Below are 14,619 nucleotides of genomic sequence, written 5' to 3' on the forward strand. Positions count from 1 at the left end.
CACCGCGTTCATCCTCAATGCCCGCGTTATCGTTGACGTTTTTCGCGGGCAAGCCCGCTCCTACTGGCCAATCTGTTCTTTGGTATAGAACCCGTCCTTTTCCAACAGGTCGATGTTCGCCTTGGTCAGCGGGGTCGGGGTGAGCAGGATGGTGTCGACTTTCTTGCTGCCATTGTCGTACTGCGAGCTGTACGTCGGTTTCTCGTTACGTGCCAACTGCACCGAGAGTTTGGCGGCTTCGGTGGCGATCAGCTTGAGCGGCTTGTACACGGTCATGGTCTGGGTGCCGTCGATCACGCGCTTGACCGCCGCGAGGTCGGCGTCCTGGCCCGAGATCGGCACCTTGCCCGCCAGCTTCTGCGCGGCCAGGGCCTGGATCGCGCCGCCGGCGGTGGCGTCGTTGGAGGCGACGATAGCGTCGATCTTGTTGTTGTTCCGGGTCAGGGCGTTTTCGACGATGCTCAGGGCTTCAGTGGGGTTCCATTCCTTGACCCACTGCTGGCCGACAATCTTGATGTCGCCCTTGTCGATGGCCGGTTGCAGCACTTTCATCTGGCCTTCGCGCAGCACCTTGGCGTTGTTGTCGGTGGGCGCGCCGCCGAGCAGGAAGTAATTGCCCTTGGGCGCCGCTTGCAGCACGCCGCTGGCCTGCATCTCGCCGACTTTTTCGTTATCGAAGGAGATATACGCGTCGATGTCGGCGTTGAGGATCAGGCGGTCATAGGACACCACCTTGATCCCGGCTTTCTTGGCCTCGGCCACGGCGTTGGTCAACACGGTGGCGTTGAACGGCACGATCACGATCACGTCGACGCCACGGGAGATCAGGTTTTCGATCTGGGAAATCTGCTTCTGCTCATTGGCATCGGCAGACTGCACGAAGACCTTGGCATCGAGTTTTTCCGCCGCGGCAACGAAGTAGTCACGGTCACGGGACCAGCGCTCCAGGCGCAGGTCGTCGATGGAAAAACCGATTTTCGGGTGGGCAGAGTCGGCCATCACCGGCAGGGCGAGCAGGGCCAGGGCGGTGGCGAGCAGGGTACGTTTGAATGACTTCATGGTGGTGCGTCCTTTTATTGTTGTTGGAAAGACACAGCGTGATGCGGGTAGAACTGTAGAGCGTCCTTCGACGCTCCGTGCACAGATTTGTCGCGCAAATGTCACCGATAAATAAACCGGTTGACCACTCCCTCCAGCATCTCTTGCCGACCGCTCACGGCCTGCGGGTTCAGTTCATGGGCAAACGCATGTTCGGCCAGCGATTCCAGGCTGAACTCACCGGCCAGCACGGCTTGGCCCAGCGGCTGCTGCCAACCGGCATAACGCTGGTCCTTGAATTGCTGCAACTGGTCGTTCTGCACCATGGCCGCCGCACGTTCCAGCGCCAGGGCGAGTACATCCATGGCGGCGACATGCCCGTGGAACAAGTCCACCTCGTCCAGGCTCTGGCGGCGCACCTTGGAGTCAAAGTTATAGCCGCCATTCTTGAACCCGCCAGCCTTGAGGATTTCATACGTGGCCAGGGTCATTTCCTCGACGCTATTGGGGAACTGGTCAGTGTCCCAACCGTTCTGCGGGTCGCCGCGGTTGGCGTCGATGCTGCCGAAGATCCCCAGGGACACGGCGGTGGCGATCTCATGATGAAAACTGTGCCCGGCCAGGGTCGCGTGGTTGGCCTCGATATTCACCTTGATCTCATGTTCCAGCCCGTACTCATGCAAAAAGCCGAACACCGTGGCGCTGTCGTAATCGTATTGGTGCTTGGTCGGCTCCTGGGGCTTGGGCTCGATCAGCAGGTCGCCCTTGAAGCCGATCTTGTGCTTGTGCTCCACCACCATGCGCATAAAGCGCCCGAGCTGTTCGCGCTCGCGCTTGAGGTCGGTGTTGAGCAGGGTTTCATACCCTTCACGGCCGCCCCAGAGTACGTAGTTGGCACCCTTGAGCCGCAGGGTAGCGTTCATCGCGCTGAACACCTGGGCGGCAGCGTAGGCAAACACTTCAGGGTCGGGGTTGCTCGCTGCGCCAGCGGCAAAGCGCGGGTTGCTGAAGCAATTGGCGGTGCCCCACAGCAGCTTGATACCGGTTTGTTCCTGATGGCGCTCCAGGTGGTCGACCATCTGCGCGAAGTGGTTGCGGTACTCCTTGAGCGAGCTGCCTTCCGGCGCCACATCGGTGTCGTGGAAGCTGTAGTAGTCGATGCCCAGCTTGGAGAAAAACTCAAAGGCCGCGTCAGCCTTGCCGATGGCCACTTCCATCGGCTCACCGCTGCGTTGCCACGGGCGCTTGAAGGTGCCCATGCCAAACATATCCGCCCCCGGCCACACAAAGGTGTGCCAGTAACAGGCGGCCATGCGCAGGTGCTCGCGCATCGGTTTGCCGAGGATCAGCTTGTTCGCGTCGTAATGGCGGAAGGCGAGGGGAGAGTCGCTGGCAGGGCCTTCGAAGCGCACCTGATCGACACCGGGGAAGTACGGCATGGGCGTGTTCCTTATTGTTCTTGGCGATGTCTGGATACTAGCAACGGCACCTGGGCTGCTGATTATGAAAATCACCAAGGTGTAGTGCGATTTTGAGTGGCGAGGGCTAGTCTGTTACCACTGGCCCCCGGATAAAAACAATGAAAACCCTACCGCCCGTCCACCGCATCGCCCTGTTGTTCAACGGCAGCAAAATATACGACCGTGGCATCATCGCCGGCATCGGCAACTACCTGAGCAGCACGCGCGCGTCCTGGGATTTGTTCCTGGAAGAGGATTTCCTCTGTCGCCTGCGCGGCATCGAGCGCTGGCAGGGTGACGGCATCATTGCCGATTTCGATGACCCGCTGATCGGCGAGGCATTGGCCGATTGCAAACTGCCGGTGGTGGCCGTGGGCGGCTCTTATGAAGATGCGCGCGCCTACCCCAAGGGCATTCCCTACGTCGCCACCGATAACCATGCCTTGATGAAGCTGGCCTATGAGCATTTGATCGAGGCCGGGTTGACCCGCTTTGCCTGTTTCAGCCTGCCCGAAGCCCAGGCCAATCGCTGGGCCCAGGAGCGCGAAAAAGCCTTTCGCCGCCTGCTGCAACGCGATGGCCTGCACGTCGAGGTCTATCGTGGCCTGGGGACCAGTGCGCCGTTGTGGGACAGCGCGGTGGAACAGCAGATCGCCTGGCTGCACAGCCTGCCCAAACCGATTGGCATCATCGCCGTCACCGACGCCCGCGCACGGCAGTTGCTGCAGGCTTGCCTCACGGCCGGGATCGCGGTGCCGGAGGAGGTGGCGTTGATCGGCATCGACAACGATCCGCTGACCCGCACCCTGACGCGGGTGCCGCTCAGTTCGGTGATCCAGGGCACCGAGACCATGGGGCGTACGGCCGCCGCGCTGTTGCATCAGATGCTGCACGGCAAACCCTGCGCGGGCACGCAGATTCTGGTACCGCCGGAGGCGATCAATGTGCAGGCTTCCAGCGTGCATCAACCCTTGGGTAATCCGTATGTGATGCAGGCGCTGCTGTTTATCCGGCAGTACGCCTGCCAAGGCATCAAGACCGCGCAGGTGGCGGCCTATGTCGGTGTGTCGCGCTCATCCCTGGAAGCGCATTTTCGCAAGGCGCGTGGTTGCAGCGTGCATGACGAGATCCTGCGCTTCAAACTCGCGGCCGCTGCCAAGGGCCTGGAAAGCCACGAACTGGCGATTGCCGATATTGCCGCCAAGTGTGGCTTCAAGTCGGCGCAGTACCTGCACACGGTGTTTCGCCGCGAGTTCGGCTGTACGCCGCGCGAGTACCAGCAGGGCTAAAAAAGTAACCCCAGCAAGGAGGCTTTGACGGCTGCTTCTGCTTTGTTGCTGGCCTGGAGTTTGCGCATGGCGTTGACCAGATGAAACTTCACGGTCCGTGTGTCGATGTTGAGGATCATGCTGATCTCGACATAGGTTTTGCCCAGGGCCGTCCACCTCAAGGTCTCTTTTTCCCGTGCGGTCAGGGCGCGGTGGATGTCTGGCAAGCACTTTTCGGAAAAGAAGCGCGTCATGGATTCGTGTGCCAACTGTGTCAGCCAGATCAACTTGTTCTCGATGTGCTCGAGTTCCGTGGTCGAGATGTATTCACTGGAGCGCGACACCGAGAGCAATCCAATCGCGTTAGGGCCGCGTTGCGACGACAAGCACCAACCATGATTAAGCTGGTAATGGCGCGCTTCCTCCCAGAAGGCCAGGTGTTGCTGCTGTTGGGCGGCGGACCAGTGCAGCGGGATGGAGCGGGTCAGGCCATGGGCGACAGTGGGGTCTTGGGAGAAGTAGTTTTCGCTGACGTACTTCTGTTCCCACGAGCGGGGGTAGTTGGAAATCAGTACATATTGCGAAGCGCTCGACGGCAATGGAACTTTTAATCCATAAGAGCAGAACTCGAAGCCTAAGTTGGACGTTATCGTGTGCAGTTTATTGAAGAGTTCATGTTCGGTCGCGCAGTCGGACACGGCCTCTATTAATGTTTCGCGCCATTCTTTCACCAATAATACCTTCCGTGGTCAACGCCCCTGATGCTGGGAGGCGGGAGCGGATTATACAGGCTCTGCGGGTGATGAAGGGCGTGCGGTTGCGGGGTATCGAGTTGCCTGAAAAAGTCGGCAACACCGCATTCGACGTGGGATGCAGGTGAAATGAAGTCAGTAGTCGGCGCATTAAGCTTGATTATTTATTAGTACGGCAGTACTAGAAAGTCGGTTTTTGACCCGTAAGTTCTGCCTGGCCGGCGAGGGCTTCGATCGACCTGCCCATTTGGGCAGCTACTCACACAGTGATGGGTTTGTTGTACTTGCTTAATCATATTGGCTGGCTGGGTAGTTGGCATGCTTACGGCAATAACAGGGACGGTTGGCGAACTTTTGCCAGGGATGGCACGCGCGTTGGCTAACTATCGGTACGAAGTATTCGTTAAAACATTGGGTTGGCCGTTACATTGCGAGGAGGGTATTGAACTGGATGCGTTTGATCGTCCAGATACTGTCTATGTAGTGGCCTGTGATCGTGATCGCGAAATATTTGGTTGTGCCCGACTGCTTCCCACTAATGGGCCGTATTTGTTGGGGGAAGTTTTTCCGCATTTGATGGGTGCAAGTTCCCTGCCTTTTTCGCCGGGTATCTGGGAGCTTTCCCGGTTTGCCATCAGCCAGCCCAAGGGCCAGGTATTAACCGCCGCGCAAGCTTGGAAAAATACAGTAACGCTGGTCCGGGAAGTCATTGATGTTGCGCGCTCCAAGGGCGCTTTTCGATTGATCGCGTTCAGTGCGGTAGGCAATGAGCGCTTGCTCAAGCGGATGGGCGTCAATACCCGCCGGATTTCACCGCCACACCTGATCGATAACCAGAGCGTTGTGCCTTTCTGGATCGAGATCGACGACCAAACCACCCGTGCCTTATGCCTGGCCGCCTGAACACCCATGCCACGCAGGTGGGACGAGAATATCGATGAGCAGAGTCATAGGTTTGGCCGCGTGCGACTGGTATGCCTTGCGGCATCTGGACCAGCAGGTGTCGGTGGTGGGGCGCACGCAGCAACAGATTGAACAGCGCGTGATAGCAGCCTGCGAGCATTCGGCCACCGAACATAACATCCCGGTGGCGTGGCAAGACGAACACGGTAACCTCGTTGCCTTTTGCATTGTGCATTTCGATCGGCGCGCCACGATCAATGGGGTGGGCACTGCCTATTTTTCAACCCTGATCGCGTTACCCCAGGCAAGCGCCTTGCAGGCGCTGATGCACAGTTCAATCGACTATATAAACAGCTCGCGGTTGTTGCCCCGGCAGGTGACTGAGTTGGTCGGCCCCCTCCACAGTTCATTCCTGATTGAGCGCGGGCTGCGTACGTTCGAGTCCGACTTTAATGTGTTTTCATTGCCCGCCAATACGCTGGCACTCGCGGATGCAATGACCGAGGCGGGTTTCCACAAAGAAAAAGACCTGATCGAGATTGTCTTTGAACCGCCTGCCCAGGGTTATCAATACCAGGCCTTGGAAGACAAACTCACGCAACGATTGGCCGATATCCAGTTTGTTCATTGTGGCCAGGATGAACTGGTCGCCAAGAGTCAGCAATTGGCCGACTGTTATAACCGCGCCTGGGAACGCAACTGGGGTTATAGCCTGGCGTCGAAAGGGCAGTTTGAAGTGGCGGCGCGCAATATCAATAATATTTCTGCGTTGATCGCCGAGCGGCACGGTGAAGTGGTCGGTTTCACTATGTTTGCACCCGCCTTGAATCAACAGGGGTTATATGGCCGGGCGTTTTTCACCGGTGTCGCGCCGGCTTATCAACGCAAGGGATTGTCGGTTGCGCTCACGCTGAAGTTATCCGCGATTGCATTAAGTGTGGTCGGACGCGGACGCATCAGTGTGTCTTGGATGCTCGAAGATAACATCATGGTACTGCGCACCATGCGCCACCTGACTCAAGAGGGTGTTTGCCATGAACGCGCTTATCGAATTTATAGATATGCCACGCCGGCTGAATGAGAGTGTTATGCGCATAGATGACGTCGCCTTCAAATCGAAAGAGTTGGGTTATTACACCTACTTCCCTAAAGTGCGTTCGGCCTGTGGTCGCGACATGACCCTCGCCGACGGGCGCACGCTGTTGAACTTTGCGTCGTGTGATTACTTGGGTTTGTCCAATAACGAACGTATGAAAGAGTCGGCCATCGCGGCCATTCGCGAGTACGGTTCGAACATCGGCGGGCCGATGATTTTCAGTGGTTTTACTGAGTACCACGAGCGCTTGCAAAACCGTTACCGTGATTTGTTCGGTGGTCGCACCACGCTGATGTTTACCACGTCGTACCAAGCGAACTTCGGGGTGATCCCCTTGGCCGCTGAGCGTGCCGATCTGATTTTGCTGGACAAGCTGTCCCATGTCTCGATCTGGGACGGCGTGAAGCTATCGGGTTGCCCGTTCAGGGCCTACAGCCACGGCGACGTGGAGATGCTCGGGCAGTTGGTGCAGCTCAACCAGGACAAGAAAATCCTGATCATCAGCGACGGCGTGTTCTCCGCCGACGGGGATGTGGCCGATCTTGCCGCCATCGTGGCGTTGAAGCAGGTGCATCCGCAACTCGAAATCTACATCGACGATGCACACGGCGTGGGGATGTTGGGCGACTCCGGTCAGGGCGCCTGTGAGTCGGCGGGGGTCGCCGCGCAGGTTGACTACATTGTCGGCACCATGAGCAAGGCGTTCGGCTCTTCCGGTGGGTTCGTGGTGTTCAAGGACGAGGCGTTCGCCGAACGGGTGCGGTTCCGTTGCCCGACCTATAACGCTTCGCGCTCGGTGTCGCCGGGTGTCGCTTCGGCATCGTGCACCGCGCTTGAGATCAATGCCACGCAGGGCGCCGAACGCCGCCAGGCACTGGCTGAACTGACACGCTACACCCACGAACAACTGAGCGCCCTGGGCGTGGACAAACTCAGCTCGCGGACGGCGGTGATTCCCGTGGTGTTCAAGGACCCGATGGAGGCCGCACGGGTCAATGCCGAGCTGGTTGACCAAGGCATCATGGGGTCGCTGTTTGTGCCGCCCTTCGTACCCAACCATCAGTCCCGGATCAGGCTGTGCCTGACGTACAACCACACGGTGGCCGATGTGGATTACTGCATTACAGCCCTGCGCAGCGTGATCTGAGACCGCCGTCGGTTCCCCAATGCCAGCGGGCGCCTGCGTCCGCTGTTTAATCCGTCAACGAAGTGGTAATGAAATGGTTCAGGTGGCTTCGGCTCTGTTGGGCATCGTGCTTTTCTATTTTGTGTTGTGTAAAGGCCTGGGACTGTTGGTGCTCAACCGAGGCGTGCGGGTGAACTACACACGAAAAGTCGGGCACTTTGCGATGTTCCTGCTGCCCAGCCTGTTTTTCGCCTTGTTCAATATTCAAAGCACCCATGAGCGCTTGCTGCTGTCGATGGTGTCGACTGCCATCCTGTTCCTGGCGATGTGTGGATGGTCTCGTCGTCGGTCCCTCACCGCCCAACATATGTTTGCCAGTATTGATCGCCCGGAAGACTCGCCGCACACCCTTTCCTGGTTGGTGAGCCAGACCGTGGCGGGGTTGTTCGTGCTGTGGGTGACCCAGTATTGCTGGTTGGCGCTCGGGGTACCGGTGGAGTTGATATACATCACGATCCTGGCCACCACCTTCGGTGACGGGCTGGCAGAGCCGGTGGGTGTCCGTTTTGGTAAGCACGAGTACGTTGCGAAAGGCTTTTTTGTCGATAAGAAATTCAAGCGAACCCTTGAAGGCTCGGCCACTGTGTTTGTGATGTCGATGGTGTTTTGCGTGGCATTCGAGCAGTACTTTTCAGCGGGACAGTTTTTCCTGCTCTGCGCCGTGTTCCCACTTGCACTGACGCTGACGGAAGCCAAATCCCCGCACACCTGGGATACGCCGTTTCTGTTCCTGGTCGGTAACGCCATCGTGACGGGGGTGTACCTGCTGTGATTTATCTGATTCGCCATGCCTCACCCAAGGTCGACTATTCGCGCTGCGGTGCCGCACTGGCCAAAGTCCGCCTGGATGAATACAACCACACCGCCCTGATCGAAGAAGACGAAATCAGCGGCTTCTTGAACCGTACGCCGTTGTCGCAGCCGCTATTGAGCGCCGAGGCCACCATCTTGTCTTCACCCGTCAACCGGGCCTATGCCACGGCGTGCCGGTTGTTCGATGCGCAGCGTGTCCAGCGGGACAGCCGCTTGCACGAGTACGACCTGCGCTTGAGCGCCATTCCCTGGGTGACGATGGGCTTGAGGCAATGGTTCGCCCTGCATCGGGTGGCCTGGCTGCTGGGCATTTCATTGGGCGCGGCCTCCCGCAAGGACGAGTACCGTCGAGCGGCCGCGGTCGCCGACGAGCTCTATGCCGCCAGCACCGAGGCGGGCAAGACCGTGGTCGTCGTGTCCCACGGCATGTTCCTGCGATCGGTGCGCCAGCGCCTGCAAAAGCAGGGTATGCAGGCGCATACGGTTTATCGCTCAGGGTGTTTCACGGTCGAAACCTTAACCCCATGAAAGGGATTGCGTGCACGTGAAGAAGATACTGCTGTTAGGCGCCAGTGGGTTTATCGGACGAGGGGTCTACGAACGCCTTGACCCATTGCCGGGGATTGACGTTATCCGCCATTCGCGTTCGCCCAGGGCGGGGTACACGGCGTGCGAAATCGGCTCGCCGGCATTCGATAAGCTGGTCGACGAGTGTGATTGCATTGTCAATTGCACCGGCATCGGGCTTAGCCGCCTGGGCACGGCCGGCGCCAGTAACAAAGCCCTTACCGAGCAGATACTGGCCGCGATCAAACCCGGTGCCACGGGCAAGAAACCATTCTTTCATTTGAGCAGCGTCAAAGCCCACAACCCAGAGCAACGAGTGGATGCCTACGCCGATGACAAGTACGCGGCCGAGCAGGTGATTCACCTCAATAGCGACAAAGTGCAGGGCGTGATATTGCGCGTGCCGACGGTACTGGGGCGGCATGACAAGAACCTGCTACCGATGATTTCGATGTGCCGGTTGAAGCTGCTGCCGAAGGTCACCGGCCAACTTCCGGCCCTGCATGTGATTGGGGTGGAGAGTATTGCCACCTGCATTATCCAATGGTTGGCGCGCGTGCCTGACCCGGCACTGCACACGTATTACCTGCTCAGTGACCGCACGGTGACGTACAACGACCTGGTGGGCGAAGTGTATGCCCGCTTGCAACCACTGGCGCGCAGTGCCCGGTTACGTTCGGTCAGCGTGCACGGGTTGGCCAAGGTCTACAAAGTGCTGACGTTCATGGACCGGTTCAGGCGCGGGCGCAAGCTGTTTCCATGGGCGCGCTTCAATGATCTGTTTGTCTGCCCTTGGCACATCGAAAGCGGTGTAGACGTGATCCAGACCCCGCTCAGGGTGTCGGCGTTGATAGGAGACTACTTTGAAAACGCTCAGGGTTGATGTGGCGTTAAGCCTGCTGACGCCGTTGGCATGTGCATCGGCGGTCCTCATGTATTACGCCGGCCTGACATTCGTGGTGCCAATCTTCATGGCCAGTGTCCTGCTGCTGGCAGAGCTGTATTTTCTCCAGGAAACCGACAGCGACAGCACCTTCGATAAAGGCATCAAGAGCGGCTTCATGGTGTCCTGTGCCATATCGATCGTCATGTTGTTGCAGTTGCTGATGCGCAGCGATGTGCTGTTGCACCTTGTCGGCTCGTTGCTGATCGCCGGTGGGATCGGTTTGCGTGCCCATGGAAAGATCGTCCTGGGGCGGCACTTTTCCCACTCGCTGCGGGTACTTGCCGATCATCAGTTGGTCAAGGTCGGCGCCTTCAAATATATCCGGCATCCGGCGTATCTGGGCACGTTGCTGATCGTGACCGGCTTTGCCTTGTACACGAGTATCTACGCGGCACTGGTCATCTTTTTTTTGGCACTTGCGTTGATTCTCAAGCGCGTGAGTCAAGAGGAGAAAATGCTGCTGGGGTATTTCGGTGCCGCCTACAGGCAGTACCAGTTCGATAGTTTCAAAGTTATCCCGTTTGTTATCTGACTCGGTTATTTAAAAGGAGCGTTTATGAACACTGTGCATGAAGCAAAAATCAAGCAGATCGTCGCCAAGGTATTGGGGGTCAATGCCGAGGAGATTCGCAACCACGAAAACTTTGTCGAGGCGTATGGTGCCGATTCAATGTCAGGCATAGAAATCCTGGCGGGGATCGAGGGGGCTTTCCAGGTGCGGGTCGATGAAGCCTATCTGCCGCAGATCATCAGTGTGGATTCCATTCTCGGGTTTATCCACGAGACCTTGCCTGCGGCCGAGTGTGCATGATGAGCGCCGACAAGGGCAGGAGGGTGGTGGTCACGGGGCTGGGGCCGGTCAGTCCGATCGGCATCGGCAAAGCCGCGTTTTTCCAGGCGTTGAAAGCCGGGGTCAATGGCTCGGCGCCGCTTTGCAAAATCGACACCGACCGGTTCGAGCGCAAATACGGCTGTGAAGTGAAAGCGCCGGTCGGCCCCTTGATCCCGAATTTTGCCGCCTTCGCGCACGCCGGGGCTGCCAGCCATTTTGCCCTTGCCGCCACTGAACTGGCGCTGGCCGACGCGGGTATCGAGCGCGCCGCAATTCGCGGCCAGCGCGTCAATTGTTATTTCGGCACCACCTATGGCGAGTCTGATCGGATCGACAGCATGGTGACGGCCATGGCCGACCCCCAGTCGGACCCACAGCCGTCAGTCGACCCGGTGTTTGCCTCTGAAATCAGCCGTGATGTGCTCCGGTCAATCGGTTCGACCGGTGAGTCACTCACCATCGGCAACGCCTGCTCGGCCAGCAACACCGCGCTGATCTTTGGCTACGAGGCTATCCAGGCCGGGGACTGCGATATTGCCGTGTGCGGTGGCAGTGACGCGGTCTACAAGGCCACCTTCGCCACCTTCCATCGCTTGGGCAGCATGACCGACAAAGACTGCACGCCGTTCAATACCGGGCGTAAAGGCGTGCTGACCGCCGAAGGTGGCAGTGCCCTGGTGCTTGAGGATTACGAGCGGGCGCTGCGTCGGGGCGCGCCGATCTATGGGGAAGTGCTGGGGTTTTCGATGAACTGCGATGCCGACCATATGGTCAGGCTCAATCACCAGCGTGTCGGCGAGTGTCTGCAGGCCGCGTTGGCCAAGGCGGCAGTGGCGCCGGCTGAGGTGGGGTATATCTGTGCCCACGGCACTGGCACCGTGGCCAATGACAGCAACGAATACCAGGCCATCGAAGCGGTCTTCGGCGCGTCGCCGCCGCCGGTGAGTTCGATCAAGTCCATGATGGGCCACAGCATGGGCGCCGCGGCCGGCTTTGGCGCGATTGCCTGCATGCTGGCGCTGAGCGAGGGGCTGCCGCCGACGATCAATGTCACCGAGCAGGACCCGCACATCCCTCTTGATGTGGTTGCCCAGGGGTTCCGGGCGGGCAAGGTCGATGTGGTGGTCAACAACGCTTTCGCTTTTGGCGGGAATAATTCAATTCTGGTATTCGGTAATTTGAAATGACGGGCGACGCTATCGTTGGATTGATCCTGCGTGATTGGGTCATGTTGCAAATGCCCGGTGAGTTCGAGCACGGCGGCGTCGAATTGAACCGGGGCACCCGGCCTGCGTGGGACTTGGCCGCTGGCGAGCTGGTAGGCGGGCGTGAGCTGAAGAACTTCGACCGCCAAGCCTTGTTGCTGCTGGCGGCGATGGCGCTGGTCAACGATGACAACCACGGTGACACCCTGGTGCGCTCGGCCCTTATCGGTGCGACGTCCAATGGCTCCATCGACAGCGTCATTCAGTTGATCAAGGAATCCAACGACAACCGCTTTGCCTTTCAGGTCAACCCGGCGCAGATCCCCAATACCGTGATCAATTCGTCGTTGGGTCAATTGGCGATCAAATACGGCATCAAGGGCGCGAACGTCTCGTTGTGCGCAAAGGAGCTGAGTTTCTACAACGCCTTGGTTCAAGCCTTGAGGATTGCCCGGCGCGGCGACTCGGAGCGTCTCTACGCCACCGCGCTGGAAACCTTCAGCGGTGAGTTTGGCAAGCGCTACCTGCGCGCGATTGAACGGCCCGCCGAAGAACGGCCGGACACCGCGGCGGTGTTCAGCTTCGAGGCCAGTACCGACACGCAGGCGCCCGGGCTCGTCGTGCGGGCTTGTGTCACCGGGCGACTGCTCGCCGCCGACCCGGCCAGCCTGGGCGCGCTGATACGCGGGTGTCTGGCAGGGCAGGGCGTTGAACCGGCGGAGTGGCGCGTGAGCCTGGCCGCACCGGATGCCTGGCCGGCGACCTGCGTGGCGTTGAGCGACGCCCTGGGTATGCCGGTCGACAGGCTGGACCGGGCCAAGGCGCTGAGTTTGTCCCTGGTCGGCGCCTATCAATTGGCGCACCTGGCCAAAAGCATTCCGGCGCAAGGCGGTGGGGTGATGGCCTGTGTGGATGAAGAAGGTTTTTATGGCGTTGCACTGATTCAGCGTAACGCTTTTCAAGCGGCTGCGTTAACCGCGCCCAATCATTCGAGTCAAGCGGGTAGCTTATGATTGCGTTAGCCAGGGGGCTGTTGGTGTTGGTGTTGATCGTGTTGAGTTTTCCGTTCCTGTGCCTCTACATGTTGATCAACCCCTCGAAGAATAGAAACCTCTACGTGGCCTGTCGGGCCTACGCGGTGATCAATAAGATCTTCTCGGTGCGCGTGGATGTACGTGGTTTTGACAGCATCCCCACGACGCGTCCGTATATCTACGTGGCCAACCACCAATGCAACTATGACGTGTTGATCGTGGCGCAAGCGCTCAACCCCGGCACCGTGATCGTGGGTAAAAAATCCCTCAAGTGGTTGCCGCTGGTAGGGCAGTTGTATTGGCTGACCGGCAGCCTGTTCATTGATCGCAACAGCCCACGGGCGTCCATCCAGAGTTTGCGCAAGATCGCCAAGCGGGTTGTGGCCGACAATACATCGCTGTGGATCTTCCCCGAAGGCACGCGAAACCATGGCGGCCAGATGCTGCCGTTCAAGACCGGGGCCTTTCGGATTGCCAAGGATATGGGGGTGGGGATCATTCCCGTCACGATCAGCCCGGCGGTCAACCATATTGCCTACAACGCCTTGCGCAGTACCCACGTCAGCATCGTCGCCCACCCGCCCATCGAAGCCGATGAGGTGGCGGCGATGAGCGCCAAGCAGCTGGCCAATCACGCCCGCGAGATTATCAACAACGCGCTGCCTGTGGTTCAGCCATAGCGAGCCGCGGTCGTATCGCACAGCAAGGAGCACACAATGGGGTTTCTCACGGGTAAGCGCGTGCTGATCGTTGGCGTGGCCAGCCGCTTGTCGATTGCGTCAGGCATTGCCCAAGCGATGCATCGCGAGGGCGCCGAGCTGGCGTTCACGTATCAGAATGAAAAGTTCAAGGGGCGCGTGCAGGCGCTCGCCGCGGAATGGGGCACCGACGCGGCCCTGTGCGTGCCCTGCGATGTGGCGAGCGATGATGAAATTGCGCAGGTGTTCGAGCATTTGCGCCAACACTGGGACGCGCTCGATTGCATCGTGCATTGCGTGGGCTTCGCGCCGCTTGAGCAACTTGACGGTGACTTCACCGAGGTCACTACCCGCGAAGGGTTTCGCAGTGCCCACGATATCAGTGCGTACAGCCTGGTGGCATTGGCTAAAGCCGGGCGGGCAATGATGCGCGGCCGCCAGGGTAATGTGCTGACGCTGTCTTATCTGGGGGCTGAGCGCACGATGCCAAACTACAACGTCATGGGCATGGCCAAGGCCAGCCTGGAGGCCGGCGTGCGCTACCTGGCCAGCAGCCTGGGGGCCGAAGGTACCCGCGTGAATGCCATCTCGGCAGGACCGATCCGCACCCTGGCCGCGTCGGGCATCAAGAACTTCCGTGCCATGCTGAGCACCAGCGAATCCCAGGCGCCGTTGCGGCGCAATGTCACCATCGACGAGGTCGGCAACGCTGGCGCCTTCCTGTGCTCCGACCTGGCGTCCGGCATCAGCGGTGAAATCCTGTATGTGGACGCTGGCTTCAACACCACCGCCATGGGCGGGTGAAGCGAGTCAGGACGTCG

Annotated in this window: 16 protein-coding genes; 13 read left to right on the forward strand and 3 right to left on the reverse strand. The window is 59.1% G+C overall.

Features of this window, described 5'->3' with window-relative positions; genetic code table 11:
- Nucleotides 1–60: 60 nt before the first annotated feature.
- Together xylF and xylA are read right to left on the reverse strand one after the other, a co-directional pair.
- The gene (gene xylF / locus A7317_RS10325; RefSeq protein ID WP_024074738.1) at nucleotides 61–1,059 is read right to left on the reverse strand and encodes a D-xylose ABC transporter substrate-binding protein; all 999 of its coding nucleotides are present in this window, start codon (nucleotides 1,057–1,059) and stop codon (nucleotides 61–63) included.
- A 101-nt stretch (nucleotides 1,060–1,160) separates the two neighbouring features.
- Nucleotides 1,161–2,477 carry a xylose isomerase gene (gene xylA / locus A7317_RS10330; RefSeq protein ID WP_024074739.1) on the reverse strand — a complete coding sequence of 439 codons (1,317 nt, stop codon included), beginning with the start codon at nucleotides 2,475–2,477 and terminating at the stop codon, nucleotides 1,161–1,163.
- 140 nt (nucleotides 2,478–2,617) lie between these two features.
- Here xylA and A7317_RS10335 point away from each other — a divergent pair, with 140 nt between their 5' ends.
- Nucleotides 2,618–3,787 carry a XylR family transcriptional regulator gene (locus A7317_RS10335; protein ID WP_024074740.1) on the forward strand — a complete coding sequence of 390 codons (1,170 nt, stop codon included), beginning with the start codon at nucleotides 2,618–2,620 and terminating at the stop codon, nucleotides 3,785–3,787.
- Here the strand turns inward: A7317_RS10335 and A7317_RS10340 are convergent.
- The gene (locus A7317_RS10340; RefSeq protein ID WP_024074741.1) at nucleotides 3,784–4,497 is read right to left on the reverse strand and encodes an autoinducer binding domain-containing protein; all 714 of its coding nucleotides are present in this window, start codon (nucleotides 4,495–4,497) and stop codon (nucleotides 3,784–3,786) included. The genes A7317_RS10335 and A7317_RS10340 overlap by 4 nt on opposite strands.
- 339 nt (nucleotides 4,498–4,836) lie before the next feature.
- On the opposite strand from A7317_RS10340, the gene A7317_RS10345 reads away from it, so the two are divergent.
- The 12 genes from A7317_RS10345 (at nucleotide 4,837) to fabI (ending at nucleotide 14,602) form a co-directional block, all read left to right on the forward strand.
- Nucleotides 4,837–5,421, forward strand: a complete 585-nt coding sequence (locus A7317_RS10345) for an acyl-homoserine-lactone synthase (protein WP_069075719.1) — start codon at nucleotides 4,837–4,839, stop codon at nucleotides 5,419–5,421.
- A 106-nt stretch (nucleotides 5,422–5,527) separates the two neighbouring features.
- Nucleotides 5,528–6,502, forward strand: a complete 975-nt coding sequence (locus A7317_RS10350; protein WP_172831346.1) for a GNAT family N-acetyltransferase — start codon at nucleotides 5,528–5,530, stop codon at nucleotides 6,500–6,502.
- Between the two features lie 7 nt (nucleotides 6,503–6,509).
- Nucleotides 6,510–7,664, forward strand: a complete 1,155-nt coding sequence (locus A7317_RS10355) for an aminotransferase class I/II-fold pyridoxal phosphate-dependent enzyme (protein WP_024074744.1) — start codon at nucleotides 6,510–6,512, stop codon at nucleotides 7,662–7,664.
- Nucleotides 7,665–7,746: 82 nt separating this feature from the next.
- Nucleotides 7,747–8,475 (forward strand): hypothetical protein, encoded by a 729-nt coding sequence (locus tag A7317_RS10360; protein ID WP_144113499.1) that lies wholly within the window; start codon nucleotides 7,747–7,749, stop codon nucleotides 8,473–8,475.
- On the forward strand, nucleotides 8,472–9,044 hold the full coding sequence (locus A7317_RS10365; protein ID WP_024074746.1) for a histidine phosphatase family protein: 573 nt from the start codon (nucleotides 8,472–8,474) through the stop codon (nucleotides 9,042–9,044). Before A7317_RS10360 ends, A7317_RS10365 begins: the two co-directional genes overlap by 4 nt.
- 16 nt (nucleotides 9,045–9,060) lie before the next feature.
- On the forward strand, nucleotides 9,061–9,966 hold the full coding sequence (locus tag A7317_RS10370) for an NAD-dependent epimerase/dehydratase family protein (protein ID WP_168233302.1): 906 nt from the start codon (nucleotides 9,061–9,063) through the stop codon (nucleotides 9,964–9,966).
- A complete protein-coding gene (locus A7317_RS10375; protein ID WP_155766390.1) occupies nucleotides 9,947–10,561 on the forward strand; it encodes a methyltransferase family protein in 615 nt (204 codons plus the stop codon). Before A7317_RS10370 ends, A7317_RS10375 begins: the two co-directional genes overlap by 20 nt.
- A gap of 24 nt (nucleotides 10,562–10,585) precedes the next feature.
- Nucleotides 10,586–10,840 (forward strand): acyl carrier protein, encoded by a 255-nt coding sequence (locus tag A7317_RS10380; protein WP_024074749.1) that lies wholly within the window; start codon nucleotides 10,586–10,588, stop codon nucleotides 10,838–10,840.
- Nucleotides 10,840–12,048, forward strand: a complete 1,209-nt coding sequence (locus tag A7317_RS10385) for a beta-ketoacyl-[acyl-carrier-protein] synthase family protein (RefSeq protein ID WP_069075723.1) — start codon at nucleotides 10,840–10,842, stop codon at nucleotides 12,046–12,048. Before A7317_RS10380 ends, A7317_RS10385 begins: the two co-directional genes overlap by 1 nt.
- Nucleotides 12,045–13,079: a hypothetical protein gene (locus A7317_RS10390; protein ID WP_069075724.1), complete on the forward strand. Its 1,035-nt coding sequence runs from the start codon at nucleotides 12,045–12,047 to the stop codon at nucleotides 13,077–13,079. The genes A7317_RS10385 and A7317_RS10390 overlap by 4 nt, the downstream gene beginning before the upstream one ends.
- Complete coding sequence (locus A7317_RS10395; protein ID WP_024074752.1) at nucleotides 13,076–13,780, forward strand: lysophospholipid acyltransferase family protein; 705 nt, start codon at nucleotides 13,076–13,078, stop codon at nucleotides 13,778–13,780. Before A7317_RS10390 ends, A7317_RS10395 begins: the two co-directional genes overlap by 4 nt.
- 36 nt (nucleotides 13,781–13,816) lie before the next feature.
- Nucleotides 13,817–14,602 (forward strand): enoyl-ACP reductase FabI, encoded by a 786-nt coding sequence (gene fabI, locus A7317_RS10400; RefSeq protein ID WP_069075725.1) that lies wholly within the window; start codon nucleotides 13,817–13,819, stop codon nucleotides 14,600–14,602.
- The last annotated feature ends 17 nt before the right edge of the window (nucleotides 14,603–14,619 follow it).

Origin of the sequence: Pseudomonas fluorescens (genome assembly GCF_001708445.1) — a bacterium.
In the GTDB taxonomy this organism is placed as follows: Bacteria; Pseudomonadota; Gammaproteobacteria; order Pseudomonadales; family Pseudomonadaceae; genus Aquipseudomonas; species Aquipseudomonas gorinensis.

Bases quoted from the DNA above. Each gene is read 5' to 3' on its own strand.
- A7317_RS10345 (WP_069075719.1), top strand. From the start codon at position 4,837: ATGCTTACGGCAATAACAGGGACGGTTGGCGAACTTTTGCCAGGGATG.
- fabI (WP_069075725.1), top strand. From the start codon at position 13,817: ATGGGGTTTCTCACGGGTAAGCGCGTGCTGATCGTTGGCGTGGCCAGC.
- A7317_RS10385 (WP_069075723.1), top strand. From the start codon at position 10,840: ATGAGCGCCGACAAGGGCAGGAGGGTGGTGGTCACGGGGCTGGGGCCG.
- A7317_RS10335 (WP_024074740.1), top strand. From the start codon at position 2,618: ATGAAAACCCTACCGCCCGTCCACCGCATCGCCCTGTTGTTCAACGGC.
- A7317_RS10395 (WP_024074752.1), top strand. From the start codon at position 13,076: ATGATTGCGTTAGCCAGGGGGCTGTTGGTGTTGGTGTTGATCGTGTTG.
- xylA (WP_024074739.1), bottom strand. From the start codon at position 2,477: ATGCCGTACTTCCCCGGTGTCGATCAGGTGCGCTTCGAAGGCCCTGCC.
- A7317_RS10390 (WP_069075724.1), top strand. From the start codon at position 12,045: ATGACGGGCGACGCTATCGTTGGATTGATCCTGCGTGATTGGGTCATG.
- A7317_RS10380 (WP_024074749.1), top strand. From the start codon at position 10,586: ATGAACACTGTGCATGAAGCAAAAATCAAGCAGATCGTCGCCAAGGTA.
- A7317_RS10355 (WP_024074744.1), top strand. From the start codon at position 6,510: ATGCGCATAGATGACGTCGCCTTCAAATCGAAAGAGTTGGGTTATTAC.
- xylF (WP_024074738.1), bottom strand. From the start codon at position 1,059: ATGAAGTCATTCAAACGTACCCTGCTCGCCACCGCCCTGGCCCTGCTC.